This window comes from Kouleothrix sp. 19917, from assembly GCF_057073505.1.
In genome coordinates this window covers 7,063,842-7,086,758 of the sequence record NZ_CP097099.1, presented here as the reverse complement: position 1 = coordinate 7,086,758, position 22,917 = coordinate 7,063,842, and the positions used below count along the sequence as shown (strand labels likewise).

Here is a 22,917-nt window from a genome sequence, read left to right as displayed (position 1 = left end):
CAGATTCCACAGATACGAGTCTCCAATCTGCGTAATCTGCGTAATCTGTGGATGAATTTTGGGATTTCGACATAGCTTTACGCACTACGTTCTTAGCGTTGTAGTCGTGTATCTCGTACACTATCCTGTTCGCTACATCCGCCGCACCAGCAAGCGCAGGCCATTCGCCACAACGATCAGTGTGCTGCCCTCGTGGCCCACCACGCCCAGCGGCAGCGCGATGTTGCCAATAATCGCCAGCAGCATCAGCGTCGCCATCACGCCAAACGCAAAGGTCAGGTTCTGGCGAATGATCGCGCGCGAGCGGCGGGCCAGACGAAGCGCGGCCGGCAGGCGCGCCAGATCGTCGCCCATCAGCAGCACATCGGCGCTTTCCAGCGCCACGTCGGTGCCAGCCGCGCCCATTGCCACGCCCAGCGCCGCCGTTGCCAGCGCCGGCGCGTCGTTTACGCCGTCGCCAACCATCGCCACCGGGCCATAGTTGGCTTGCAGGTCGCGGATAGCCTCGACCTTCTGCTGAGGCAGCAGCTCGGCGCGAATCTCGTCGACGCCAAGCGCATTGCCAAGCGCCTGCGCTACGCTCGTGTTGTCGCCGGTAAGCAGCACCACGCGCTCGACGCCCGCTTCCTTGAGCTGGCGCACCGCAACCGCCGCCTCGGGGCGCACCGTGTCGGCAATCGAAATCAGGCCCCACGGCTCGTCGTCGCCCAGCACCACCACGGTGCGGCCCTGCGTCTCCTGCGCGTGGATCTCAATCGCCACGTCGGGCGTAAGCTGGCCGAACAGCGCCGGCCGGCCGATCCGCAGCGTGCGCCCGCACACCAGCGCGCTCGCGCCTGCGCCCGTCTGCGCCACAAACTCGCTGGCCTCGGGAATGGGTACATCGCGCTCTTCGGCGCTTTTCACAATCGCGCGCGCCAGCGGGTGCTCCGAGGCATGCTCAATTGCCGCCGCGACCGCCAGCAAGCGGAACTGCTCGGGCGTCAACTCGCCCATCTCGTCGTCGTGCGGGCGCGGGTAGCAGGCCAGGCAGGGCAGGTTATTTGGCAGGCGGCCGGGCCCACCCACCGGAATGAGCGCCACCACGCCGGGCCGGCCAGTGGTCAGCGTGCCAGTTTTGTCGAAGGCCACAACCTTCACGCGCGCCGCCGCTTCGAGGTGCCGTCCGCCCTTGAACAGCACGCCACCACGCGCCGCGCTTGCTAGCGCCGAAAGCAGCGCCGCCGGGATCGAGATCACCAGCGCGCAGGGCGAGGCCACCACCATCAGCGTAAAGGCGCGATACAGCGTGGTTGGCACATCCCAGCCCAGGAACAGCAGCGGAATCGCGATTGCCAGCAGCGTGATGCCAACCACGGCATAGGCGTAATACTGCCCAATCACGCGGTCGGTGAAGTCCTGGCTCTGCGCCTTCTGCTCGCGCGCCTCGCGCACCACCTGCACAATCCGCGCAAGCGTCGAGTCGCCCACTGGCGTGGTGACGCGCACATCCAGCGCGCCCTGGCCGTTCAGCGTGCCGGCGAAAACCTTCAGCCCCACGCGCTTCTCCACCGGCATCGACTCGCCAGTGATCGAGGCTTCGTTCACCGCCGAGTCGCCTTTCACCACCAGGCCGTCAGCGGGGATTTGCGCACCCGGCCGCACCAGCACAGTCTCATTCACCTGCACGTCGTCCACCGGCACGCGCACAACCTGCCCGTTGCGGTAAACATCGGCCTCTTTCGGGGCCATGTCGAGCAGGGCGCGGATGGAGGCGTGCGTGCGGCCCATGGCGTAGGTTTCGAGCGTATTCGACAGCGAAAACAGGAACATGAGCACCGCGCCTTCGCGTGGCTCGCCAATGGCAGCCGCGCCCAGCGCCGCGATGATCATCAGGAAGTTCACATCGAACTGGCGCTCTTTCAGAGTCTGCCAGGCGTCCTGAATGCTGTAGAAGCCACCCGAGGCGTAGGCGATTGCGTAGAGCACCCACGGCACCGCAGCCGGCAGGCCCAGCGACGGCAGCCCACTGATCCAGCCCGCAATCGTCGCCAGCAGACAGGTGACAGTCAGGCGGATCATCCAGGGAAGCTGGGCGATTTCGGCTTCTTCATCCGAAAGCTGCAAGATGCCGGGCGCGGCAGTGCGCATTGGGTCGGCCGGGCGTTCGCCCAGCGCCAGCGATTGCTCGGGTGTGGTCATGGGTACCTGCCTTTCGCGAAGCGTATTCGCAGCATCGAACCTGCGGTGTTAGTAGATACTAAGAATGATTCTAAATATTTAATCGAAGAAACCAGTGTCTTTAGTGTAGCGCGCCTGCCAGCAACCAACGTAATCAGTCCATAACAGCCTGGGAAGAAAGCGCTACCGGGCCGCGCAATCTGGGCATAGCCCGTAGACAATAATGCCATCCTGTGGCGCAAGCTGGTAGCCACTGCGCGCGCCCACCAGGCCCAGCAGCGCCTCAAGCGTGTCGGTATGCACGTCGGCAATCGCGCCGCAGCCAGTGCACACGATATTGACGTGCGGATCGACGCACATGTCGTAGTGGACGTGATCTTCGCCGCCAATATCGAGCGCCCGCACCAGGTTCAGCTCGACCAGCGCGCCCAGCGTGTTATACACCGTCGCCTGGCTGACCGAGGGGTGCAGCTCCTGCACGCGCTGCCAGATATCGGACGCAGTTGGGTGGCCGCCCTGCGCCAGCAGCGCCTCGCATACAGCCGCGCGCTGCGCCGTAACGCGCTTGCCGCCAGCTTCGAGCCGGGCCAGCAGGCTATTCACTTGTTGCGTGCGCGATGCCATACGCTGTTTCTTTCCTCACAAACTTATAATCATTCTAAGTTATTTCAGTAGGAATGTCAACCCTTTCTCATGAAAATGAGAACGAAACCACGAAGACACGAAGGCACGAAGATTTGATAGTCATGAGCCACAGATGACATAGATGCTGTGCTGGCGTAAGCAATACGCCGGTTCTGTGATTTGCATGTTGCGGGTTCACAGGTTGCAGGTTCGCAGGTTCGCAGGTTCGCAGGTTGCAGGTTTGCAGGTTGCAGGTTCGCAGGTTCACAGGTTGCAGGTTTACAGGTTGCAGGTTCACAGGTTGCAGGTTCTAAGCTCAATCCCAAAACCCCAGACCCTAAACCCCTACGTGGTTCTGCGGTTCTTGGCTTTGCGGTTCTCACAGGATTGTTATAATCTGTGGCATCTGCGCAATCTGTGGATTATATGATTCCGTATGGAAGCGAAAAACAGCTGCCTCGCCACTGCAACGCCTGAGCATTCCGGCAACGATACTGCAAGCCCGAGCGTCGCACGCACGCCCACGAACTGCACGCGCTGCCCGGCGCTGGTTGCCAGCCGCACACAGATTGTGCACGGCTATGGCGATCCCACGGCGCGAATCGTGTTTGTGGGCGAGGCACCCGGCCGCCACGGCGCGGATCGCACCGGCGTGCCATTCAGTGGCGACAAGTCGGGGCGTGCCTTGCAGCGCATCCTGATCGCGCTGGGCCTGATGCGCGAAAGCGAACCAACCGAGCGGCCCACGCTGCGCTGCTATATCACCAATACGGTGCGCTGCTGCCCACCCGCCAACCGCACGCCCACCCCGCGCGAGCAGGCCAATTGCGCGCCTTTCCTTCACGCCGAGCTGGACGCCCTCCACCCGCTGCTGATTGTGCCGGTGGGTCTGGTCGCGCTGCGCGCCGTCGGGCTGCGCGAGCTGGGCGCGGCACCAATCAGCATTCGCGCCGTGCACGCCCAGGTGTTCCAGTCGCCCGGCGGCGCGCTGGTTGTGCCACTGCTGCACCCGTCGCGCATCGCCCGCGCCGACACCGAAGCATTCCTTGCCACAATGCGCCCACTCGTCGCACAGATCGCATCAGGTAGCGGTTGACGCACCCCCGCCCGCGTGCTACCATCCGAGGGTACGCGCCTGCGCTGCGCGCCAAAGAGGAGCCGAACAACACGCCATGACCCAGATCATTCTTATTTTCCTCACCGCCCTGATCTTCTCGATCGTCGGCACGCCGATCGCCCGCCGCATCGCCCTGTATGTGGGCGTGGTGGATGCGCCCGCCGCGCGCAAAATGCACGCTGCGCCGGTGCCGCTGCTTGGTGGCGCCGCGATCTACGCCTCCTTCATGGTCGGCCTCATCCTGCTGGGCGACCGCGCCTACATCCGCGAGCTGATCGGCATTCTGCTCGGCGCGACGCTGGTGTCGCTGTTTGGCCTGGCCGACGACCACTGGGGCCTGCACGCCTACCTGAAGCTCGGCGGGCAGCTGCTGGCCGGTGTGGTGCTGCTGCTCGGTGGCACGCAGGTCAACCTCTTCCCATCGCATCCCTGGATCAACTGGGCGATTACGCTGCTGTGGGTGGTGGGAATGACCAACGCGCTCAATCTGCTCGACAACATGGATGGGCTGTCGGGCGGCGTCACCACGGTGGCGGCGGCGTTTTTTATGCTGCTGGCGGCGCTGGGCAACCCGCCGCAGGTTCTCGTTGGGGCGATGGCCGCCGCGCTGGTGGGTGCGTGCGTGGGCTTTCTGCGCTACAACCTCAACCCCGCCACGATCTTCATGGGCGACACCGGCAGCCTGTTCCTGGGCTTTGTGCTGGCCGCGCTCGGCATCAAGCTGCGCTTCCCGAATAATGTGCCGTGGATCACATGGCTGGTGCCGGTGTGTGTGCTGGCGCTGCCAATTTTCGATACCACGCTGGTGTTCGTGTCGCGCATTTTGCGTGGCAAGAACCCGCTGACCACTCCCGGCAAGGATCACCTCTCGCACCGGCTGGTGGCGCTGGGCCTGACGCGCCGCGAAGCGGTGCTAACCTGCTACCTGATTGGCGGCGCGTGCGGCATGGTCGCGATCTATATTGCGCAGTCGCAGTTCCCGCACGGCTATGTTGCCGCCGCGCTGCTGGCGCTGGCCGGCATCGCTGGCATCATCTGGCTGGAGCGGCGCTGCCCGGCTGGCGTCCCGCGCGAGCAATGAGCGGCCAGCTTCTGCCGAACTGGCTGGCCCAGCGCGCCGCCAGCGCCCCCAATACGCTCGCCTTGCAGTTTGAAGACCAGCACTGGAGCTATGCCGCGCTCGATAGCTGGGCCAGCACGCTGGCGCGGCAGCTGGCCGCCGCTGGCGCGCAGCCGGGCGAGCGGGTGGCGCTGCTGCTGCGCAACCAACCGGCATTTGTCGCGCTGTTGCATGCCGCGCCGCGCCTGGGCGTTGTGCTTGTGCCGCTGAACACCCGCCTGGCCGCGCCCGAACTGGCCTGGCAGATCGACGATGTGGGCGCGCAAACGCTCGTTTTTGATGAAGAAAATGCCGCCGTGGCACACGAGGCGCTGGCCGCTTTGGCCCAGCCGCCCCACGCGCTAAATGTGACGGAGCTGGCCGCCCTCCCCGCCACCGACATTGCGCTCCAGCCCAGCATCGACCTCGACGCGATTTTCACGATTATCTACACCTCGGGCACCACTGGCCGCCCCAAAGGCGCGATGCTCAGCTATGGCAACTACTGGTGGAGCGCGGTCGGCTCGGCGCTGAACCTGGGCACGCACGCCACCGACCGCTGGCTGGCTGTGCTGCCGCTGTTCCATGTTGGTGGGCTGTCGATTGCGCTGCGCGCTGCGATCTACGGCATCCCAATTCTCCTGCACGCGAGCTTCGACGCCGCGCGCGTCCATGCGGCAATCGACGCGGATGGCGCAACAATCGTGTCGGTGGTGAGCACGATGGTGCAGCGCATGCTCGACGCGCGCGGCGCAGCGCCCTACCCGCCCACGCTGCGCTGCCTTTTGCTCGGCGGCGGGCCGGCACCCCAGCCACTGCTGGAAGCCTGCGCCGCGCGCGGCCTGCCAGTGGCGCAAACCTACGGCATGACCGAAACTACCTCGCAGGCCGCCACGCTCGCCCCCGCCGACGCGCTGCGCAAACTTGGCTCGGCCGGCCAGCCGCTGCTGCCCACCGAGCTGCGGATTGTGCGCGATGGCGCGGCTGCGCCGCCGGGCGCGGTGGGCGAGATCGTGGTGCGCGGGCCGACCGTGCTGCGCGGCTATGTCAACCGCCCCGACGCAACGGCGGCGGCGCTGCGCGACGGCTGGCTTTTTACCGGCGACCTGGGCTACCGCGACGAGGAAGGCTTTCTGTTCGTGGTCAGCCGCCGCACCGACCTGATCATCTCGGGCGGCGAGAATGTATACCCCGCCGAGATCGAAGCCGCGCTGCTGGCGCACCCTGCCGTGGCCGAGGCGGCGGCGCTGGGCCTGCCCGACGCGCAGTGGGGGCAGGTGCCGGCAGCGGCGGTGGTGCTGCGCGCCGGCCACACAGCCACTTCCGCCGACCTGATTGCGGCCTGTCGGGCGCGAATGGCCGGCTACAAAACCCCGCGCCGCATCGAGATTGTGCCGGCACTGCCACGTAACGCGGGCGGCAAAGTCATCCGCGCCGAGCTGCGCGACCTCTTTGGCGCATAAATAAGCGCTATTCTGCCTTTCCGCCCAAGCACGTGCCAAGCGAACAGCCACGTGGGAACCTGCGCCCGCGCTCCATCAGCATCAGGCGCGGCCATATATTAATGCCGGTAGTATGTCGAAACATTCATCTTTTCCAATACCCAATTCCGTATCGTTCTGCGTTTGTATAGGAAAGCACAAAAATATTCCTATTACGCGAGGCGAAAATGAAATCACTGGTCAAAAGTGTTTGTTTCGGCGCATTTACTATTTTGAGCACGCCGTTTCGTCGTAGCCGCCCGCACACGCCGCGCCCCACCATGGATGCGGCCACCTACGCTGCGATGCTTGCCGAGGCCGAGCGCATTGCCTCGCCCTACAAGCGGCACATTGCAGCCACCACCACGCCGCAGGCCGATGAGCCCGGCGGCCACTTTCCCGAAGTCGAGGCCCTGCTGGAGCGCGCGGGCATTGTGGTTTAGCCGCGCTCCAACCCTGCAAAAGTGATTATTTTGGCTCCTGGGGATGGAATGGACAACCGGCTTTGGCCGGCCGAAGGGGAAGAGAAAGAGAAGATTTTGCCGGTGTTCGCCGCTTGGTATTGGGCGAACACCGGCGCTTTTTTGTCCGCCATTTGTGCTCGTTCACGAAGCGGGGATCAATCCGCAGATTACACAGATTACGCAGATTTAGCTTTCGCAAGCGAAATTTAATCTGTGCCATCTGTGTAATCTGCGGATGATTTGCCTTACGGGGTCAACCGGGTAAGGTCACGCGGGAACAGCGTCGTCTCGCGGATGTTGGGCGCTTCGACCAGCCGCGCCACCCAGCGCTCCAGCCCGATTGCGAAGCCGCCGTGCGGCGGCATGCCGTGCTTGAAGGCTTCCAGGTAGCCGGTGAACGAGTCCGCGTTCATGCCGCGCTCAGCCAGCACCGCCAGATAATCCTCGTAGCGGTGCAGGCGCTGCCCGCCCGACACCAACTCCAAGCCGCGAAACAGCAAGTCGAAGCCGCGCGAGTAGCCCGGGCGCGCCGGGTCGGGGTGGGTGTAGAAGGCGCGCTTGGCGGTGGGGTAGCCCCACACAAACAGGAAATCCGAGCCGTGCTCGCGCCGCGCCCACTCGCCCAGCCAGCGCTCGTGCGCCGGGGCCAGGTCGGGCTCGCCGCGCACATCTTCGCCAGTCGCCCGGCTGATCATGTCCAGCGCGTCGGCGAAGTGCACGGCGGGAATTTCGGCTGGCACGGCGGGCAATGCCAGCGGGCCAGCTTTGCCGCCCAGCGCGGCCAGCGCGCCGCCAGCCTGCTCGTGAATCGCGGCGATCATGCCTTCCAGCGCGCGATTCAGCACCGCCATCACGTCGAAGTGGTCGCGAACAAAGCCCAGCTCGACGTCCAGCGACACAAACTCATTGGCGTGGCGCGGCGTGTCGTGCGGTTCGGCGCGAAAGGCCGGCCCCACTTCGAACACGCGCTCGAACACGCCGACCATGATCTGCTTGTAGAGCTGCGGGCTTTGCGAAAGGTAGGCCGGCTGGCCGAAGTAGTCGAGCCGGAACACATTCGCGCCGCCTTCGGTTGCCGCGCCGACGATCTTGGGTGTTTGGATCTCGACGAAGTCGCGCGCAGACAGCGCGGCGCGAAAGCCCGCCATGGATGCCGCCGCAACGCGGAACAGCGCGCGCTGGCGCGGGTGGCGCAGCCCCACCGGCGCGTGGTCGAGCAGGGTGGGCAATTGCGCTTTGATCGTCGGGCGAAACAGGTCGAAGGGCGGCGGCTCGTCTGCGGCGGCCAGCACCTCGAGCGCGGGCTGGTGGATCTCGACGCCACCGGGCGCCTGCGGCTCCGCGACGACCGTGCCTTCGATCACCAGCACGGTTTCGGCGTGGAGGTCGGCCAGCTGCGCGATCACAGCCGCGTCTTCCACCACCACCTGCGCCAGGCCCTGCGCGTCGCGCAGAATGAGGAAACTGAGGTTGCTGAGCTGCCGCACGCGGTGCAGCCAGCCGGCGATGCGCACACGTTCCCCGATGTGCGCGCCAATCTGAGTCGTCCAGACTCGTTCCACAGGACACCTCCGAGAATAGTTCTGAGCCGTGAAGCTCAAAACAAAAGACCTCCACTCGCCGCGCGGACGAGGGAGGCCCTGCTCGTGGTGCCACCGCACTTCGCCGCCGCCATCGGAGTGGCAGCGACCTTGAGGCCCGCTAACGGGGGCGATCCGGCAGGGCTTACTTGCGGCAGCAGCGGCGGCATTGGCCGCGCCGTGCGAGCGTTTTTCCCCGCGCTCAGGAGAGTCTTCGCAGTGCCTCGGGGCCGCCTTCCCAGCATCGGCGGCTCTCTGCGCCCAAGAATCGGCTGCTACTCAGCTCCATCAACGCTTGTGCCCGGCAGCATACCAGAGGCGGGCAGCGGCGTCAATCGGCCAAAAGTCGGGCACGCGCCAAAGTGGTTTGGGGGGACGGAACCACGAAGACAGGAAGATAGGAACAGGAGCTTGTTCGCGCGCGGAGCTAAAGCCGCCGCGCTACCGAGCCACGCCCGCTGAAGCGGGCTCATATGCGCCACATCCAAGCCCGCTTATGGTCTTTCACAAATTAATCTGTACAGCCCGCGAAGGCGGGCTTCGCCGCAATCTAGCCCGCTGCTTTAGCGGCCGGGCAAAAGTGATAGCCAGATAATTTTGTAAATCTTCATCAGCTGGCGGCGCTTCCGGCCGGGCGTACGCGCAGAAAAAGGGCTGCGTGTGTTCTGCACGCAGCCCCATCGATCCTTGCTCGTTGTAATTGGATATTCGAAGCCAAAACCTTGCTGACTTCTGACTCCTGACTTCTGAATACTGCGCTAGAGCGCAATTTCCTAAAAGTCGTTCCAGAGCGCCTGGTTGTAGACCTCGTGGTGGAACTGGATTTCGCCCGTCTTGATCCGCGAGCCCAGCAGGCGCGGGCAGCGGTCGGCCGAGGCCTGCTTGAGGTCGGCATAGCGCGCGGCCACGTCCTCGCCGTACAGCTCCTTGACGTACGAGCTGGCGCGGAAGTTGTCGATCGCGGTGTAGATGTTGTCGGGCAGGTAGCTCTCGGCCTGGCGCACGCCTTCCTTCGCCGGGCCCTCGGTGCCGGTCTTCAGCAGGGTGTAGAGGACCATGTACGGGTTCGCATCCGGGCCGACCGAGCGCACTTCGACGCGGGCCGACTTCTCGTTGCCGATCGGGATGCGCACCATCGAGCCGCGGTCGACCGGCGAGGCCTTGATCTGGTTCGGCGCTTCGAAGTGGGGGTCGAGGCGGCGGTAGGCGTTTACGCTGGCGTTGAGCGCAAGGCAGATGTCGTTCGCGCTCGTCAGGATGCGGTCGATGAACGACCAGCCGCTGTCGGACAGGCCCTCCGCGCCGGTGCCGTAGAACTGGTTCTTGCCTTCCTTGGTGATCGACAGGTTGGTGTGCATACCGTTGCCATTCACGCCGGTGACGGGCTTGGGCAGGAAGCTGGCGCTCATGTCGAGCGAGTAGGCCACCTGGCGGCAGATCAGTTTGTAGAGCACAATCTGGTCGGCGGCGATGGCGGCCTCGGTGTAGGAGTAGTTAACCTCGAACTGCGACGGCGCGACTTCGGGGTGGTCCTTCTCGTTCGCGAAGCCCAGCGCGCGCTGCACCTCGGCCACCGTATCGATGAAGGAGCGCAGCGGGTCGCCCGGCAGCGAGTGGTAGTAGCCGCCCTCGTTCACGAAATCGAACTTGCGCGTCTCGTAGTAGCGGCGCTCGGCGTCGCGGCCACGGAACAGGAAGCCCTCGATCTCGTTCGCGGCGTTGAAGGTCAGGCCGCTCTTCTCGTAGGCGTCGCCAGTGAAGGCTTTCAGGCGGGCGCGCATGTCGGCGGCGTAGGGCGTGCCGTCCTTCTCGAGCACATCGCCGAACACCAGCACCTTGCCGGTGCCGAAGAAGTCGGCTGGCAGCCAGTAGAACGCGCCCCAGTCAATCGCCAGACGCAGGTCGGACTCGGACTGGGCGGTGAAGCCGCGGATCGACGAGCCATCGAAGGTCAGGTTGTCGTACGACTTGATCAGGAATTTCTTGTCGTAGTCGAGCATGTGCAGGCGGCCTTCCAGGTCGCTGAAGCACACGGTTACGGCCTTGATGCCCTTCTGGTCGGTCAGGTAGCGCAGGCGCTCTTCGGCCAGCTGATCCATTGGCGTGCGCGCCGAGCGCTTGGCCTTGGCTTCGAGGTTGAGCTCTTCCAGCTCGCTATACGGAATCTCGAGGAAGTCGCGCAGGGAGGTTGTCATGGTTTCCACACCTTTCAGTAATGCTTAAGGCATCGACTCTATTGGCGGCACTGCGCATGCGCCCGCATACGCCCAAACGCTAAACATCGGTAGCGCTGTGCTGCCATCCACCGGCATGCCGCGCCAGCTGTCGTTCGTCGAGGCGAACGCCCAGTCCAGGCTGAACAGGCAGCGGGATAGCACCATTGCAAGGGTTTATTGGCTGTTCGAGTAGGTCGCTGGCCAGCAGCGCGCCCGTGGCAAGGCCACAAGGCAGCAGCGGCGGCGGCAATGTTGCGGCGAGGTGCAGTGCCGCGGCAACGCCGACCCCAGCGTCGATCGTTGTGGTAACCAGTGTTTGAACCCCGGCTGCGTGCGCCAGCGCGATGATCTCGCGCCCCCGCCGCAGCCCGCCAGCCATCATTGGTTTGACGACCAGCACATCCGCCGCTTCGGCGGCGAGCACGCGGGCGGCTTGCTCAGGCCCGCTCACCGCTTCGTCGGCGGCGATAGGCGTGCGAACCGCTGCGCGCACCGTTCGCATTCCGGCGAGATCGTGCGCGGCAACCGGCTGTTCGACCAGCGCCAGGCCATATGCCTCGGCGGCGCGGATGATCGCGATCGCGCCCGGCACGTCCCACGCGGCGTTGGCGTCGAGCCGAAGCTGCGCCTGTGGCCCAATCGCCCCACGCACCGCCGCGATCCGCTCGATTTCGGCGGCGGGCGTTGCCGCCACACCAACCTTGAGCTTCACGCAGCCGAAGCCAGCCGCAATAGCTGCTTCTGCCGCCCGGCAGGCCGCCGCCGTGTCGGCTGCGCCGACGGTGGCATTGGCTGGAACCACGCGTGCAGCTGCGCCGTCGAGCGCCAGCGCCAGCGGCATTCCCGCCACTTGCGCATCCAGGTCGAGCAGGGCTGTATCGATTGCGCAGCCCAGCGCCGACATTCCCGGCCCGGTCAGATCGCGCCCGTCGAGCAGGGCCGCTGCCTCAGCGAGCGAGCGCCCCACCAGCAGCGGAGCAAACTGCGCCAGCCCCGCCAGCGTGTCGTGCAGCGTTCCGCCACCAAAAGCCGGCAGCGGCGACGCTTCGCCCAGGCCCACCCGGCCATCGGCCAGCGTCACGCGAACAATCGCGCCCGTGCGTGCCAGCTCACTTCCATGGGCAGTCGTAAATGCCGCTGCATACGGAAGATGAAACGGCAACCAGTCAACATGGACGACAGGTGTTTTTATAGGTTGCCAATGGTAGTGCACGCTGAAATAGTATACAAAAGGTTAGCCGCATGAGTCTTTGTATAAAACGCCGAATCTCAGCAGCGCAAATGAGATAAAAATAACAAACTTGTATCCAAGTGCGCTTGCAGCGCAGGGTTGGGGGATGGGGAATAGGGATTGGCGATGACAATGCTGATGTTCGCCCCTGATGTCCGCATCACTATCGTGCTACTGAACCAGCACAGCCTGCTGCGACTAGAATGGCAGCATCAAGCCAATGGCAAAGAGCACACCAAAAAGGAGGTGCAGGCGGCCAGTGCCACCCAGCGCCCGGTTCAGCGGTCGCCCTTGCTCGTTCAGCACTGTGCGGGCCTGCTGCACCGCCAGCGGAATGGTCAGCAGCGGCAGCAGCGACCACGCGCCCGTGAGGCCAAGCAGCAAGCCCAGCGGCAGCAGCAGGTACGCGCCGCCAACCAGCAGCAGGTACTCGATGCGGGTGGCGCGGCGGCCCATCAGCACCGCCAGCGTGCGCTTGCGCGCGGCCCGGTCGGTGTCGATGTCGCGCAGGTTGTTCACCACAATAATTGCGGTGACGATCAGGGCTACTGGCAGGGCCGCGAAAGCCGCCACCGCCGGCACCGTGCCGACATGCAGAAAGGCCGTGCCACACACTGCCACCAGCCCGAAGAACAGAAACACAAACACGTCGCCCAGGCCGTTGTAGGCCAGCGGGAACGGCCCGCCGGTGTAGAGCACGCCCGCCGCAATCGAGAGCAAGCCAATGATCAGAATCGGCCAGCCGCCGACAATTACGAGGTATAACCCAACCAGCGCGGCCAGCGCGAATGTGCCGATCATGGCGTTGCGCACGGTGTCGGGCGCGATCAGGCCACTTTGCGTCACGCGCACCGGGCCAAGGCGCTCGGCAGTGTCGGCGCCCTTGTGGAAGTCGAAGTAGTCGTTGGCGAAGTTCGTGCCGATCTGGATCAGCACCGAGGCCAGCAGCGCGGCCAGAAACGGCAGCGGGCGAAAACCCAGCCGGTAGACAGCGGCCGTGCCGACCAGCACCGGCACCACGGCGGCGGGCAGCGTCGGCGGGCGGGCGGCCATCACCCAGGCGCGGGCGGGGCTGGGGCGGGCAGGGCTGGCTTGCATCGACATTGGATGTACCTCAATAAAGCAGTCTGCAGTTGGCAGGATGCAGGATGCAATTTCCGCGCTACAACGCGTTGCTCGCCGATACATGAGTGGTCAATTGTTCTGCAAAGCGCTGTAGAACCAAGAACTGAGAACCAAGAACCGCTATCTTATTTTTGATCCCTGGTTCTCGGTTTTTGGTGCTTTCTACGGGAAGCGGCGGAATTTGCGGAAGTTCGGGCGGCGCTTTTCGAGAAAGGCTTTTTTGCCTTCCTGCGCTTCTTCCGACAGGTAGTAGAGCAGGGTCGCATCGCCAGCAAGCTGCTGCAGGCCGGCATGCCCATCGGCGGCGGCGTTGATGCTGGCCTTCAGGAAGCGCAACGCCATCGGGCTTTTTTCGAGCATCTCGCGAGCCCACTGCACTGCCTCGTCTTCGAGCTGCTCCAGCGGCACCACCGTGTTCACCAGGCCCATGTCGAGCGCCTGCTGGGCGTTGTACTGCCGGCACAGATACCAGATTTCGCGTGCCTTTTTGTCGCCAACCATGCGCGCCAGCAGGTTCGAGCCATAGCCGCCGTCGAAACTGCCGACTTTTGGGCCGGTCTGGCCGAAGATCGCATTCTCGGCGGCGATCGTCAGGTCGCAGACGACGTGGAGCACGTGGCCGCCGCCAATCGCGTAGCCCGCCACCATCGCGACGACTGGCTTGGGCAGGATGCGGATCAGGCGCTGCAGATCAAGCACATTCAGGCGCGGCACTTTGTCTTTGCCGACATAGCCGCCATCGCCGCGCACGCTCTGGTCGCCACCCGAGCAGAAGGCCTTATCGCCCGCGCCGGTGAATAGAATCACGCCAACGCTCTCGTCGTCGCGGGCGTGCGAGAAGGCGTCGATCAGCTGCTCGACCGTTTCGGGGCGAAAGGCGTTGCGCTTTTCGGGGCGGTTGATCGTGATTTTGGCGATGCCTTCGCCCGCCGCGTCGTGCTCGTAGATGATGTCGCTGTATTCCTGAACGGATTTCCACTCGATTGGCATGGGTTTCTCCTTTGTATATGCCTGCGGCAGCAAGGTACTGATGATCATTTTGTATGCAATTTTCTGCGCTCCGCACGGAAAATTGCATACAGGGATAATAAAACAGACGATGATAACAAGTGCAATGGCGAAACGACTTGCTCTGCGCTCTTCGCTCAATCGCTCGTTGCGCATTAGCGCGCATGCTGTTCAAGAAATACGGCCACGCGCCCGGCAAAGATCTCGGGCTGCTCCAAGTGAATGGCGTGGCCGGCATTCGCTATGATCGCCAGCTCGGCGTGCGGCAGGGCATCGGCCATTTCCTGCGCAATCGCGCTGAACTTGGCGTCGAGCGCGCCGGCCAGCAGCAGCGCGGGCATGTCCAGGCGCAGCAGATCGTCCCACAGGGCGCGCTGGCTGCCGGTGCCCATGCCGCGCAGGCTGTTTGCAAGGCCCTGCGGATTGTTGCGCAGGCGCTGGGTGCGCAAACGCTCGCGGGTGGCCTCGGGCAATGCTGCCTGCGAGGCCCACAATGGCAGCGCCTCCCAGCGCGCGACAAACGTTTCGAGCCCGTCGCGCTCGATTGCGCTGGCCAGCGATTCGTCGGCGGCGACGCGGGCGGCGCGCTCGGCGGCGCTGGCAAGGCCGGGCGATGCGCTTTCGAGGACGAGGGCGCGAACGCGACGGGGCTGGGCAGCAGCGAATTGCAGGGCCAGCCGCCCACCGAGTGAGTAGCCCAGCAGATCAACGCTCGGCACGCCCAGGGCATCAAGTATTCCCGCAATATCAGCTACTGCGCACTCCATGGTGTAGCGCGCCGGGTCGGCTGGCGCACCCGAGCTGCCATGCCCGATCAAATCAAGCGCGATGCACTGACGACGCGGCGCAAGCCGCGCCATCAGGCCCGCCCACGTGGCCGCGCTGCCAGTGAAGCCGTGCAGCAGCAGCAAGGGCCGGCCCGCGCCGGCAAGCGAGGCGTGCATGCGCAGGCCGTTGATTTCGAACATGCATTCAGTTGTTGCATTCATCGTAATGCCCTGCCGAAACGCAAGCGCGCGCAATGTGCGATACTACGCCCAAACGTAGAAAGGACATGCAATGCGCTTTATTGTTGTTGTGCTGGCGTCGCTGGCCGTGCTGGCGCTGGCGGGCTGCGGTGCCGCGAACGAGCAGCAGGCGATTATCGACGCGACGTCGCAGTATATTACCACCAGCCCCGACAGCGCCGTGAAGAAGGTGACCGTCGAGGTGCAGAAGGTCGATGGCGACTTTGCCCGCGCCTACGCCACGCCCGCCGACGGCACCACCACCGACCCGGTGTTTGTGTTTCTGCACCGCGAGAATGGCGCATGGCAGGGCGTGATCTTCGGCACGGCCTTCGACAGCGACACCTACCAGCAGCTTGGCATCCCACAGAGCCTGTGGCTGAGTGAGTAGCCTGATTTCACCACAAAGACGCAGGTGGTAGCCTGATTTTCACCGCAAAGACGCAAAGAACGCAAAGTTGTAAAAGTTAGGGTGAGAACCGATTAACCACGAAGGCACAAAGAATTCAGGAATCTTCGTGTCTTCGTGTCTTCGTGGTTAATCTCACTCTCCAATCTGCGGATTTTCCTACTCCACCAGCCCGGCGTCGCGCAGCGCAGCGCCAACGCGCGGCCAGAACTCGCGGTGCAGCGCGACATTGCTCGCGCGCTCGGTTGGCACTTCGACGATGTGCAGGCCGCGCCCGCCCACGCCCGCCCCCACGGCGGCACGAAACTCATCCCAGCCGCTGACGCGGGTGTAGCGCGCGCCATACAGCGCGGCGAACTGCGCGAAATCCAGCCCGGTGGGCGTGCCAAACAGCGCCTCGAAGTGCTCGGGGTCGCTGGCCTGGGGCAGAAACGAAAAGATGCCGCCGCCGTCATTATTCAGCAGCACAATCGTCGCGTCGAGCTGGTGGAGCTTGGTGGCGAGCAGGCCATTCGAGTCGTGGTAGAAGGACAGATCGCCAATTGCCAGAACGGTCGGACCCTGCCCAGTCGCGGCCGCGCCCAGCGCGCTCGACACCACGCCGTCGATGCCGTTCGCGCCGCGATTGCCCAGCAGGCGCACGGCGTGCTCGCCGCCCGCGAAAAAGGTGTCGAGGTCGCGGATGGGCATGCTGTTGCCGGCGTAGAGCAGCGCGCCTTCCGGCAGCAACTCGCGCAATTCGGCAAAGACCTTGCCCTCGAACAAGCCGTCGATCTCGCGCATATGCGCGCCAATGGCGGCGCGGGTAGCGCGCTGCGCGGCCTGCCAGCTTCGTGCCCATTCGCTCGTTCGCGACGTGGCGTTTCCTAAAGCCGCAAGTAGCGCCTCGCACAGCAGCCGCGCGTCGGAATGCACAAGCTCAGCCGCCAGCAGGGTCGGCTCGTTCCAGCCGCCGTCGCCGTCGATCACGATCTGGTGGGCGCTCCCGTGGCGCTGAAGGTAGAGCAAGAGCGGTTTCGCCACTGGCATCGCGCCAATGCGTAGCACCAGATCGGGCGCGTAGCGCTCGACCCAGGCGGCGTCGCGCAAAAAGGCGTCGTAGCTATCGACGATCAGCGCGTGGTCGTGCGGGCCGCCGCGCAGCCCAGAAAGCGGATCGGCCAGGATGGGAAAGCCCAGCGCGGCAGCGAGCTGCGTGAGCGGACCGGCCAGCGCCGGATCATCGTACGCGCCGCAGACGATCAGGCCGCGCTCGGCGGCTTGGGCGCGCGCGGCCAGCTGCGCCACGGTTTCGGCGCTGGGGGCGCGCAGGCCCGTGCTGGCGCGCACATAAGGCGCGTCGTCGGGGCGGGCAACGGCGGCCTGGGCAGCCAGCGCCGGGTCGGGCATAAGCGGCTCGCGGAACGGGCAGTTCAGGTGCACCGGGCCGGCTGGCCCGCGCACAGCCGTGGCGACCGCGCGGCCCGCCACAGTGCGGACATAGCGCAGCAGGTCGGGCGTTTCGGCCGGCTCGGCCATGTCGACAAACCACTTGGCGTGCTTGCCATACAGGTCGATCTGGTCGATTGTCTGCGGCGCGCCCACGTCGCGCAGCTCGTGCGGGCGGTCGGCGGTGAGCACCACGAGCGGCACGCGCGCATAGAACGCCTCGACCACAGCCGGCATGAAGTTCGCCGCCGCCGTGCCCGAGGTGCAGACCAGCGCCACAGGCGCGCGCTGCGCTTTCGCCATACCCAGCGCAAAAAAACCGGCCGAGCGCTCGTCGATATGCAGCCACAGCCGCGCCGCCGGGTGGCGCGCAATCGTCAGCGCCAGCGGCGTCGAGCGCGAGCCGGGGCAGACACAGAAGTGGCGCACGCCCGCGCGCACCAGTTCGTCCACCAGCGCGCCAACCGTTGCCGAAAGAGCCTCGTTCGCAGCCATTCCCATTCTCCTAACCACAGAGGCACAGAGAACACCGAGACCAGGGTTGATCTCCTGTGCGCTCCGCGCCTCTGTGGGGCAACAACGCCGTTCCGTCTTGATTTGTGCGTTACGCGCCGCCGCCCAGCACCGAGAGCATCGGGCGCAGCTTCAGGCACGACTCAGCGTATTCGCGGGCCGGGTCGGAGCCGGCGACGATGCCGCAGCCGGCGAACAGCACCGCCTGCGTGCCACGCAGCAGCGCCGAGCGGATGGCGACCGCAAACTCGCCTTCGCCGCGGGCGTCGATCCAGCCCACCGGCGCAGCATACCAGCCGCGATCCATGCCTTCGTATTCACGAATCATCGCCATGGCTGGCTCGCGGGGCGTGCCGCCCATTGCCGGCGTTGGGTGCAGGCGCTCGACCAGATCGAGAATATTGCGCCCGCGCGACACCCGCCCGACGATTGGCGTAAACAGGTGCTGAATGTTGCGCAGCTTCATCAGCGAAAGCGGGCCAGTTGAAAGCCGCCCGCCGCAGACTTCGGCCAGGTTGTCGCAGATCGCGCGCACCACAAACTCGTGCTCGGCGCGGTCTTTCGCGCTGGCCAGCAATTCCTCGCCAAGCTGCGCATCTTCTTCGGGCGTTGCGCCGCGCGCAATCGAGCCGGCCAGGCAGGTGGCGCGCACATTTTCGTGGCGCAGCCGCACCAGCCGCTCGGGCGACGCGCCCAGGAAGCAGCGCTCGCCGCGCGCCACCGCAAACAGAAAGCAATCGTTATACTGCACGCGCAGCCGGTTCAGCACGCGCGCCGGGTTAAACACCGTGCGGCCCTGCACACGATACTGCCGCGCCAGAACGACCTTGCCAAGCTCGCCGTCGCCACGCAAATTGCGCTCGACCTCGCGCACGATTTCCTGCCACGCAGCCGCCTCGGGCACATCTTCGGCGTGGCGGATGGTGCCGGGCGGAATGGGCGCAAGCTCGCCGTCGCCGTCAAACAGCTCGTAGACGCGCTGCGCCTTTTCGGTTTCGGCGGCCAGCGTGCTTTCGGGCGTAATCACGCTATTAATCGTCAGCCAGCTTGCGCCGTCGGCGCGCGTCAGCAGAAAGCGCGGCAGCAGCATCAGGCCGTCGGGGAAGCCGGCCCACAGCTCGGTGGAAGGGCGTAAGGGGTCGAAAGAAAAGCCGCCCATCAAAATCGGGCCAGTGCCCATCATACCAAACGGATCGTCGAGCAATGCTCCGCCACACAGATCCGCCCAAGCGGTGGCAATATGTGTAAAGCGCGCACTGCCGCTGGCGCTGACATCCCAGGCGCGATCCACGCCTGCCAGCACCATGTCGCCGCTCGGCGAGGACCAAAACACCCGCTCGTCGGCCAGCCGCGCGCCGTGATCGAAAAACACCAGCGGGTCGTACTGCGGGGCACGCAGCACGGTGCTCACCAGCACGGGGCGTTTGCGTTCCCGCGCCTGCCGCACGCCTTCGGCAAGCAGCGACGCCAGACGATGCTCCTGGATGGTAATTGCGGTGTCGAGTATCATCACTATGCCTTTCTAAGGCAGATTACAGCAGTAATTGTACCAAAAATCACAACTTTTTCAAGCCGGCACCGCCCAGGGCCGGGCCACAGGCCGGCTGCCACGCCTACACAGCGTCGTTCAGCAGCACATAGTGAATATGGTCTTCCCACACCCCGTGAATCTTGAGGTACTGACGCGCCAGCCCTTCTTCGGCAAAACCCAGCTTGCTCACCACGCGGCGCGAGCGGGCGTTGTGTGGCATCACATTCGCTTCAATGCGGTGGAGTTTCATTTCCTCAAAGGCGTAGGCAATCCCGGCGCGTAGAGCCTCGGTCATCACGCCCTGGTTGATTGCGCCAGCATCGGTTTTATAGCCCAGGTAGCACGATTGAAACGCGCCACGCACGATATTATTAAAGGCAAAATCGGCCACAATCGGCCCCTGCTCGGCCGCTTTGCGCAGCACATACAGCCGCAGCCCCAGGCCCTGGCGCAGCAGCTCGGCGTCGGTGCGCAGGCGCGCGCGCTGCGTGGCAACCGTGTAGAAATCATCGGGCGTCAGCGGGTTCCACTCGCGCCAGAACTCACGATTGCGCATCTGGTAGTCCAGCAGCTCGTCGGCCCAGCTTTCGTCCAGGGTTGTCAGCACAAAACGTTCCGTTTGAAGAAGCACTGAATCGCTCATACCACCTCTGTCTATACCTACGATACCGGCTCGCGATCGGGATGCAGTATAGCATGGCGCTTGACCGCGCCTTCCGGCTGCGGTAGAGTCTCATCTGCACGCCGCGCGGCAGCGAGTACCGCGCCGAACCGAGCAAGGAACGAGCATAGCACCACTGCCGCCAGCCATCAGCGCCGTTGCCGATTTTCCGCATCTCCACGCCCAATGCGCGCCCGCCCTGGCTATGGAGACGCGGCGCATTGCCGAACGTGTTGCAACGGCCGTGCCGCGCCTTGGCGCATTGCGCCAGCTCGACGAGCAGATAGCAGCGGGCGGCGGGCGCCGCATTGCCCTGCTTGGCACGCCCGGCAGCGGGTTGACGACCCTGCTGTGCATGCTGGCAGCCCAGCGCCCCTATGCGGTCTGGCTCCCCGCCGACGATGCCGGCGCGGGCGTGATGGCGGCCTGCGCGCAGGTGCTTGCGCTTGGCAAGCTTCAGCCCGCCCTGCTGCCGCCCGCCGCTGGCCGCGACACGATCACGCTGGAGCGCTTGCTGGCCGAAGCTGGCGCGTCCCGCCCCGCCGCCGACCCGCTGGTGCTGCTGCTTGGCCGCCCGCCCGACGACCACGCCCTGGCCCTTCCGCCGATCTGGCCGGCACAGGTTCCGCCCGGCGTTGTGATTATTCAGGCCACTGCGCCCGACGCGGCGCTGCCCCTGCCCCCGCACGCCGCTGTGCGCGTCGGCAACGAAACCGAGCAGTCGCTGGCGGCGATTGCGCGCGCCTGGGGCAGCCGCCCCGAGCAGGCCGAAGCGATTGCCAGCAAGGCGGGCGGCTCGCCACTGTTTGCGCGCCTCGCGGCGGGCTTGTGCCAGGCTGGCGTGCTCACCCCCGCGAAACTGCCCACCGGCATCGCGGCGCTGCAGCGCTATTGGTGGGAAAAGATGGATGCAACGGGCCGCCAGCTTGCCATGCTGCTGGCCGCCAGCGCCGCGCCACTCGCGCCCGAGCTGCTGGCCGAAATCGCTGGCTCGCCGCTGCGAACAGTTGAGCGCTGGCTGCAGCGCTGGGAGCCGTTTTTCGAGCTGGTCGACGAGCAAGTGCAGCTCTACCACCCCGTCACGCGCGCATTTGTGCGCGCCCAGCGCGACGACGACCTGGCCGAGGCGCATGGCGCGTTCGTGCGCTTTGTGCAAAAACAGGCCGGCGATCACTTCGCTGGCGCGCTCGATTCTGCCCACCGACCGCTGCTCGACGCGCTTGCGCGCCACGCTGCGCTGGCTACGCCCGCCATCAGCGAGGCCGCACTTCCGGTTCTGGCTACGCGCAGCTGGGCGGTTGCACGCGAGCGTCAGAGCGGCACACTCCATGACGCGGCCGGCGACATTGCCTGGGTGCTGCGCGCCTCGGCGGGCGGCGACCTGCTGCGGCTGGTGCGCCACGCCACGCTGGCCGGCGTGCTGGCCCACCTGGGCCGCCAAATCCCCGCCGACGCGCCCGCCGAGGTGTTTGAAGCGGCAGTGGCGGCGGGCGGCGCGCGCGAGCCAACCCTTCGCCGTGTGCGTGAGATTTTGGCGCAGGTGCCCGACGGCCACGCCAAAGCCCAGGCCCTGCGCCGCCTTGGCGAGGTTTGCTACGCGCACAGAATGCGCGCCTCGGCCATGCGCATGCTGTCGGAAGCGCTCGATCTCGAGACGCCCGGGCCTTCGCGCCAGTGGCGCGACGAGCGCGAAGAAACGCTGGCCGCCTTTGCCCGCGCCGCTCTGGCGATTAACATGCCGCCAACCGCGCTCGGCATTGCCACGCGCATCGGGCACGCCGAGCGGCGCGGCATGGTCGAAACCGAGGTGGTGCGCTGGCTGCTGGCGCGTGGCGAGCGCACCCGCGCCGAAGAAGTCGCTTATGCGGTCGGCCACGCCGCCATGCACGAGTGGGCCATGGCCGAAGTTGCCGTTGGGCATGCGCGTGCCGGCGACAGCGAGCGCGGCGAAACGGTGCTGAGCACGCTCAAGACCGAAACAGCCATCGCGTGGGCGCGCACCGAGCTGGCTTGCGACGCCGCCCGCCACGGTGCGGCCCACGCCATCGGCCACCTCGCGCCCGTCACGAATGCCAGCCTGCTCGACCGGGCACTGGCGCTGGTGGCCCCGGCGCTGGCGGCGGGCGGGCATCACGAGGCCGCGCTGGAAGCAATCGGCACCGCCGAAGATCGCGCCATTCGCACGCGCGCCCTGATCGATCTGGCGCTGCTGCGGCCACCCAACGCCAGTGAGGCGCTGGCTACCGCTGCCGCCGAGCTGCCCGCACTTTCGGGCGACGAGCGCGCGCCGCTGGTAGCCGAGCTGGCGGCCGCGCAGGCCATGTTCGGCCAGCTTGAGGTGGCGCTGCGCACCGCCGAGCTGCTGGAAGAAGACGAAGAGCGCGACCGCGCCCAGTCGCGCGTGGCGGTGGCGCTGGCCCGCGCTGGCAACGCCGAAGACGCGCGAATCGTGGCCGAGGCAATTGGCGACGACGACGAGCGCGACTGGGCCTTCGACGAGCTGACGCGCCTGGCGGCCAGCACCGCCGATTGGGACGAGGCGCTGGCGCTGGCCCAGCAGATCGTGTCGGCGGAGCAGCGCGCCCGCACCACCGCCGATCTTGCGCTTGCCCAGGCGCGCGCCGGCCATTCCGCCCACGCGCACGCCCTGGCCCAGCGCATCGAGCTGCCCGGCGAACGGCTGCGTGCCCTGATGGCGATTGCCGAGCCGCTACTCGGCCAGGGCTTGCTGCTGCGCGCAGAAGAACAAATCTCCCTGCTCGGCGACCCCGACCAGCGCAGCCGCTACCAGGGTGCGGTCGCCGGCGCGCTCGCTACCCACGGCGAGCTGGGCGAAGCGTTCGCATTAGCGCGTGGCATCGCCCGCCCACTCGATCAGACGCGTGCGCTGGCGGCAGTCGCGCGCGCAGCCGCCCCCACCGATGCAGCACTGGCGCAGCAGGCGCTGGCACATGCCTTTCAGCAAGCCGCCCGGCTTGGGCGCGCCGAAATGCTGCGCTGCCTGGAATGGGCCGCGCCAACGCTCGCGCAGCTTGGTGGGCCAGATCTGCTGCTCGCCGCCGCCAGCGCCATCGACGAGATCGATAGCTGGTGGGCGTAGGAAGCGAGGGGATGAGAGAGGGAAAGTTTTTTCTTCCACAAATAAAAGCAGCGCAAACACCATTGTTTACGCTGCTTCGGGCATTATTAAGAAACTAGGATTACTCCAGATGTGTAAAGCCTGATCTGTGTAATCTGCGTAATCTGTGGACTTCTGTCCGTCC

Annotated in this window: 19 protein-coding genes; 7 read left to right on the top strand and 12 right to left on the bottom strand. The window is 65.6% G+C overall.

All coding sequences use genetic code 11. The features are described from left to right. Positions 1–132 precede the first annotated feature (132 nt). Both M1P90_RS28650 and M1P90_RS28645 read right to left on the bottom strand, forming a co-directional pair. Positions 133–2,181 (bottom strand): heavy metal translocating P-type ATPase, encoded by a 2,049-nt coding sequence (locus tag M1P90_RS28650; protein ID WP_483699122.1) that lies wholly within the window; start codon positions 2,179–2,181, stop codon positions 133–135. A 162-nt stretch (positions 2,182–2,343) separates the two neighbouring features. After that, positions 2,344–2,784 carry a Fur family transcriptional regulator gene (locus tag M1P90_RS28645; RefSeq protein WP_483699121.1) on the bottom strand — a complete coding sequence of 147 codons (441 nt, stop codon included), beginning with the start codon at positions 2,782–2,784 and terminating at the stop codon, positions 2,344–2,346. 233 nt (positions 2,785–3,017) lie between these two features. On the opposite strand from M1P90_RS28645, the gene M1P90_RS28640 reads away from it, so the two are divergent. The 5 genes from M1P90_RS28640 (at position 3,018) to M1P90_RS28620 (ending at position 6,924) form a co-directional block, all read left to right on the top strand. Beyond that, positions 3,018–3,098 carry a hypothetical protein gene (locus M1P90_RS28640; RefSeq protein ID WP_483704703.1) on the top strand — a complete coding sequence of 27 codons (81 nt, stop codon included), beginning with the start codon at positions 3,018–3,020 and terminating at the stop codon, positions 3,096–3,098. Positions 3,099–3,220: 122 nt separating this feature from the next. Beyond that, positions 3,221–3,880 (top strand): uracil-DNA glycosylase, encoded by a 660-nt coding sequence (locus M1P90_RS28635; RefSeq protein WP_483699120.1) that lies wholly within the window; start codon positions 3,221–3,223, stop codon positions 3,878–3,880. Positions 3,881–3,956: 76 nt separating this feature from the next. Continuing rightward, positions 3,957–4,982, top strand: a complete 1,026-nt coding sequence (locus M1P90_RS28630) for an MraY family glycosyltransferase (RefSeq protein ID WP_483699119.1) — start codon at positions 3,957–3,959, stop codon at positions 4,980–4,982. After that, a complete protein-coding gene (locus M1P90_RS28625; RefSeq protein WP_483699118.1) occupies positions 4,979–6,463 on the top strand; it encodes an o-succinylbenzoate--CoA ligase in 1,485 nt (494 codons plus the stop codon). The genes M1P90_RS28630 and M1P90_RS28625 overlap by 4 nt, the downstream gene beginning before the upstream one ends. 206 nt (positions 6,464–6,669) lie before the next feature. Further along, positions 6,670–6,924: a hypothetical protein gene (locus M1P90_RS28620; RefSeq protein ID WP_483699117.1), complete on the top strand. Its 255-nt coding sequence runs from the start codon at positions 6,670–6,672 to the stop codon at positions 6,922–6,924. Here M1P90_RS28620 and M1P90_RS28615 read toward each other — a convergent pair. The 7 genes from M1P90_RS28615 to menH all read right to left on the bottom strand — a co-directional run bounded on the left by M1P90_RS28615 (position 6,921) and on the right by menH (position 15,094). Next, positions 6,921–7,076, bottom strand: a complete 156-nt coding sequence (locus M1P90_RS28615; protein WP_483699116.1) for a hypothetical protein — start codon at positions 7,074–7,076, stop codon at positions 6,921–6,923. The two genes, M1P90_RS28620 and M1P90_RS28615, sit on opposite strands and share 4 nt — an antisense overlap. Positions 7,077–7,190: 114 nt before the next feature. Then, positions 7,191–8,507: an aspartate--tRNA(Asn) ligase gene (gene aspS / locus M1P90_RS28610; RefSeq protein ID WP_483699115.1), complete on the bottom strand. Its 1,317-nt coding sequence runs from the start codon at positions 8,505–8,507 to the stop codon at positions 7,191–7,193. A gap of 791 nt (positions 8,508–9,298) precedes the next feature. Next, positions 9,299–10,720 carry a glutamine synthetase family protein gene (locus M1P90_RS28605; RefSeq protein WP_483699114.1) on the bottom strand — a complete coding sequence of 474 codons (1,422 nt, stop codon included), beginning with the start codon at positions 10,718–10,720 and terminating at the stop codon, positions 9,299–9,301. A 79-nt stretch (positions 10,721–10,799) separates the two neighbouring features. Then, positions 10,800–11,954 carry a mandelate racemase/muconate lactonizing enzyme family protein gene (locus M1P90_RS28600; RefSeq protein WP_483699113.1) on the bottom strand — a complete coding sequence of 385 codons (1,155 nt, stop codon included), beginning with the start codon at positions 11,952–11,954 and terminating at the stop codon, positions 10,800–10,802. 216 nt (positions 11,955–12,170) lie between these two features. Next, positions 12,171–13,076, bottom strand: a complete 906-nt coding sequence (locus M1P90_RS28595; RefSeq protein ID WP_483699112.1) for a 1,4-dihydroxy-2-naphthoate polyprenyltransferase — start codon at positions 13,074–13,076, stop codon at positions 12,171–12,173. 183 nt (positions 13,077–13,259) lie between these two features. After that, positions 13,260–14,087, bottom strand: a complete 828-nt coding sequence (gene menB, locus M1P90_RS28590) for a 1,4-dihydroxy-2-naphthoyl-CoA synthase (RefSeq protein WP_483699111.1) — start codon at positions 14,085–14,087, stop codon at positions 13,260–13,262. A 173-nt stretch (positions 14,088–14,260) separates the two neighbouring features. Further along, positions 14,261–15,094 (bottom strand): 2-succinyl-6-hydroxy-2,4-cyclohexadiene-1-carboxylate synthase, encoded by an 834-nt coding sequence (menH, locus tag M1P90_RS28585; RefSeq protein WP_483699110.1) that lies wholly within the window; start codon positions 15,092–15,094, stop codon positions 14,261–14,263. 70 nt (positions 15,095–15,164) lie between these two features. Between menH and M1P90_RS28580 the strand changes: the two genes are divergently transcribed. Further along, positions 15,165–15,503 (top strand): hypothetical protein, encoded by a 339-nt coding sequence (locus M1P90_RS28580; RefSeq protein WP_483699109.1) that lies wholly within the window; start codon positions 15,165–15,167, stop codon positions 15,501–15,503. 177 nt (positions 15,504–15,680) lie between these two features. Here the strand turns inward: M1P90_RS28580 and menD are convergent, their stop codons facing one another. The 3 genes from menD to M1P90_RS28565 form a co-directional block, all read right to left on the bottom strand. Next, the gene (menD, locus tag M1P90_RS28575) at positions 15,681–17,444 is read right to left on the bottom strand and encodes a 2-succinyl-5-enolpyruvyl-6-hydroxy-3-cyclohexene-1-carboxylic-acid synthase (protein ID WP_483699108.1); all 1,764 of its coding nucleotides are present in this window, start codon (positions 17,442–17,444) and stop codon (positions 15,681–15,683) included. A 109-nt stretch (positions 17,445–17,553) separates the two neighbouring features. After that, the gene (locus M1P90_RS28570; protein WP_483699107.1) at positions 17,554–18,972 is read right to left on the bottom strand and encodes an isochorismate synthase; all 1,419 of its coding nucleotides are present in this window, start codon (positions 18,970–18,972) and stop codon (positions 17,554–17,556) included. Between the two features lie 103 nt (positions 18,973–19,075). Next, the gene (locus M1P90_RS28565; RefSeq protein ID WP_483699106.1) at positions 19,076–19,600 is read right to left on the bottom strand and encodes a GNAT family N-acetyltransferase; all 525 of its coding nucleotides are present in this window, start codon (positions 19,598–19,600) and stop codon (positions 19,076–19,078) included. A gap of 259 nt (positions 19,601–19,859) precedes the next feature. Here M1P90_RS28565 and M1P90_RS28560 point away from each other — a divergent pair, with 259 nt between their 5' ends. Continuing rightward, complete coding sequence (locus tag M1P90_RS28560; protein ID WP_483699105.1) at positions 19,860–22,754, top strand: hypothetical protein; 2,895 nt, start codon at positions 19,860–19,862, stop codon at positions 22,752–22,754. The last annotated feature ends 163 nt before the right edge of the window (positions 22,755–22,917 follow it).

What these genes read in the sequence shown, in the direction of transcription:
- M1P90_RS28650 (WP_483699122.1), bottom strand. Translation starts at nt 2,181, where the DNA reads ATGACCACACCCGAGCAATCGCTGGCGCTGGGCGAACGCCCGGCCGAC.
- M1P90_RS28645 (WP_483699121.1), bottom strand. Translation starts at nt 2,784, where the DNA reads ATGGCATCGCGCACGCAACAAGTGAATAGCCTGCTGGCCCGGCTCGAA.
- M1P90_RS28635 (WP_483699120.1), top strand. Translation starts at nt 3,221, where the DNA reads ATGGAAGCGAAAAACAGCTGCCTCGCCACTGCAACGCCTGAGCATTCC.
- M1P90_RS28630 (WP_483699119.1), top strand. Translation starts at nt 3,957, where the DNA reads ATGACCCAGATCATTCTTATTTTCCTCACCGCCCTGATCTTCTCGATC.
- M1P90_RS28625 (WP_483699118.1), top strand. Translation starts at nt 4,979, where the DNA reads ATGAGCGGCCAGCTTCTGCCGAACTGGCTGGCCCAGCGCGCCGCCAGC.
- M1P90_RS28620 (WP_483699117.1), top strand. Translation starts at nt 6,670, where the DNA reads ATGAAATCACTGGTCAAAAGTGTTTGTTTCGGCGCATTTACTATTTTG.
- M1P90_RS28615 (WP_483699116.1), bottom strand. Translation starts at nt 7,076, where the DNA reads ATGGCGGACAAAAAAGCGCCGGTGTTCGCCCAATACCAAGCGGCGAAC.
- M1P90_RS28605 (WP_483699114.1), bottom strand. Translation starts at nt 10,720, where the DNA reads ATGACAACCTCCCTGCGCGACTTCCTCGAGATTCCGTATAGCGAGCTG.
- M1P90_RS28595 (WP_483699112.1), bottom strand. Translation starts at nt 13,076, where the DNA reads ATGTCGATGCAAGCCAGCCCTGCCCGCCCCAGCCCCGCCCGCGCCTGG.
- menB (WP_483699111.1), bottom strand. Translation starts at nt 14,087, where the DNA reads ATGCCAATCGAGTGGAAATCCGTTCAGGAATACAGCGACATCATCTAC.
- menH (WP_483699110.1), bottom strand. Translation starts at nt 15,094, where the DNA reads ATGAATGCAACAACTGAATGCATGTTCGAAATCAACGGCCTGCGCATG.
- M1P90_RS28580 (WP_483699109.1), top strand. Translation starts at nt 15,165, where the DNA reads ATGCGCTTTATTGTTGTTGTGCTGGCGTCGCTGGCCGTGCTGGCGCTG.
- menD (WP_483699108.1), bottom strand. Translation starts at nt 17,444, where the DNA reads ATGGCTGCGAACGAGGCTCTTTCGGCAACGGTTGGCGCGCTGGTGGAC.
- M1P90_RS28570 (WP_483699107.1), bottom strand. Translation starts at nt 18,972, where the DNA reads ATGATACTCGACACCGCAATTACCATCCAGGAGCATCGTCTGGCGTCG.
- M1P90_RS28560 (WP_483699105.1), top strand. Translation starts at nt 19,860, where the DNA reads ATGGAGACGCGGCGCATTGCCGAACGTGTTGCAACGGCCGTGCCGCGC.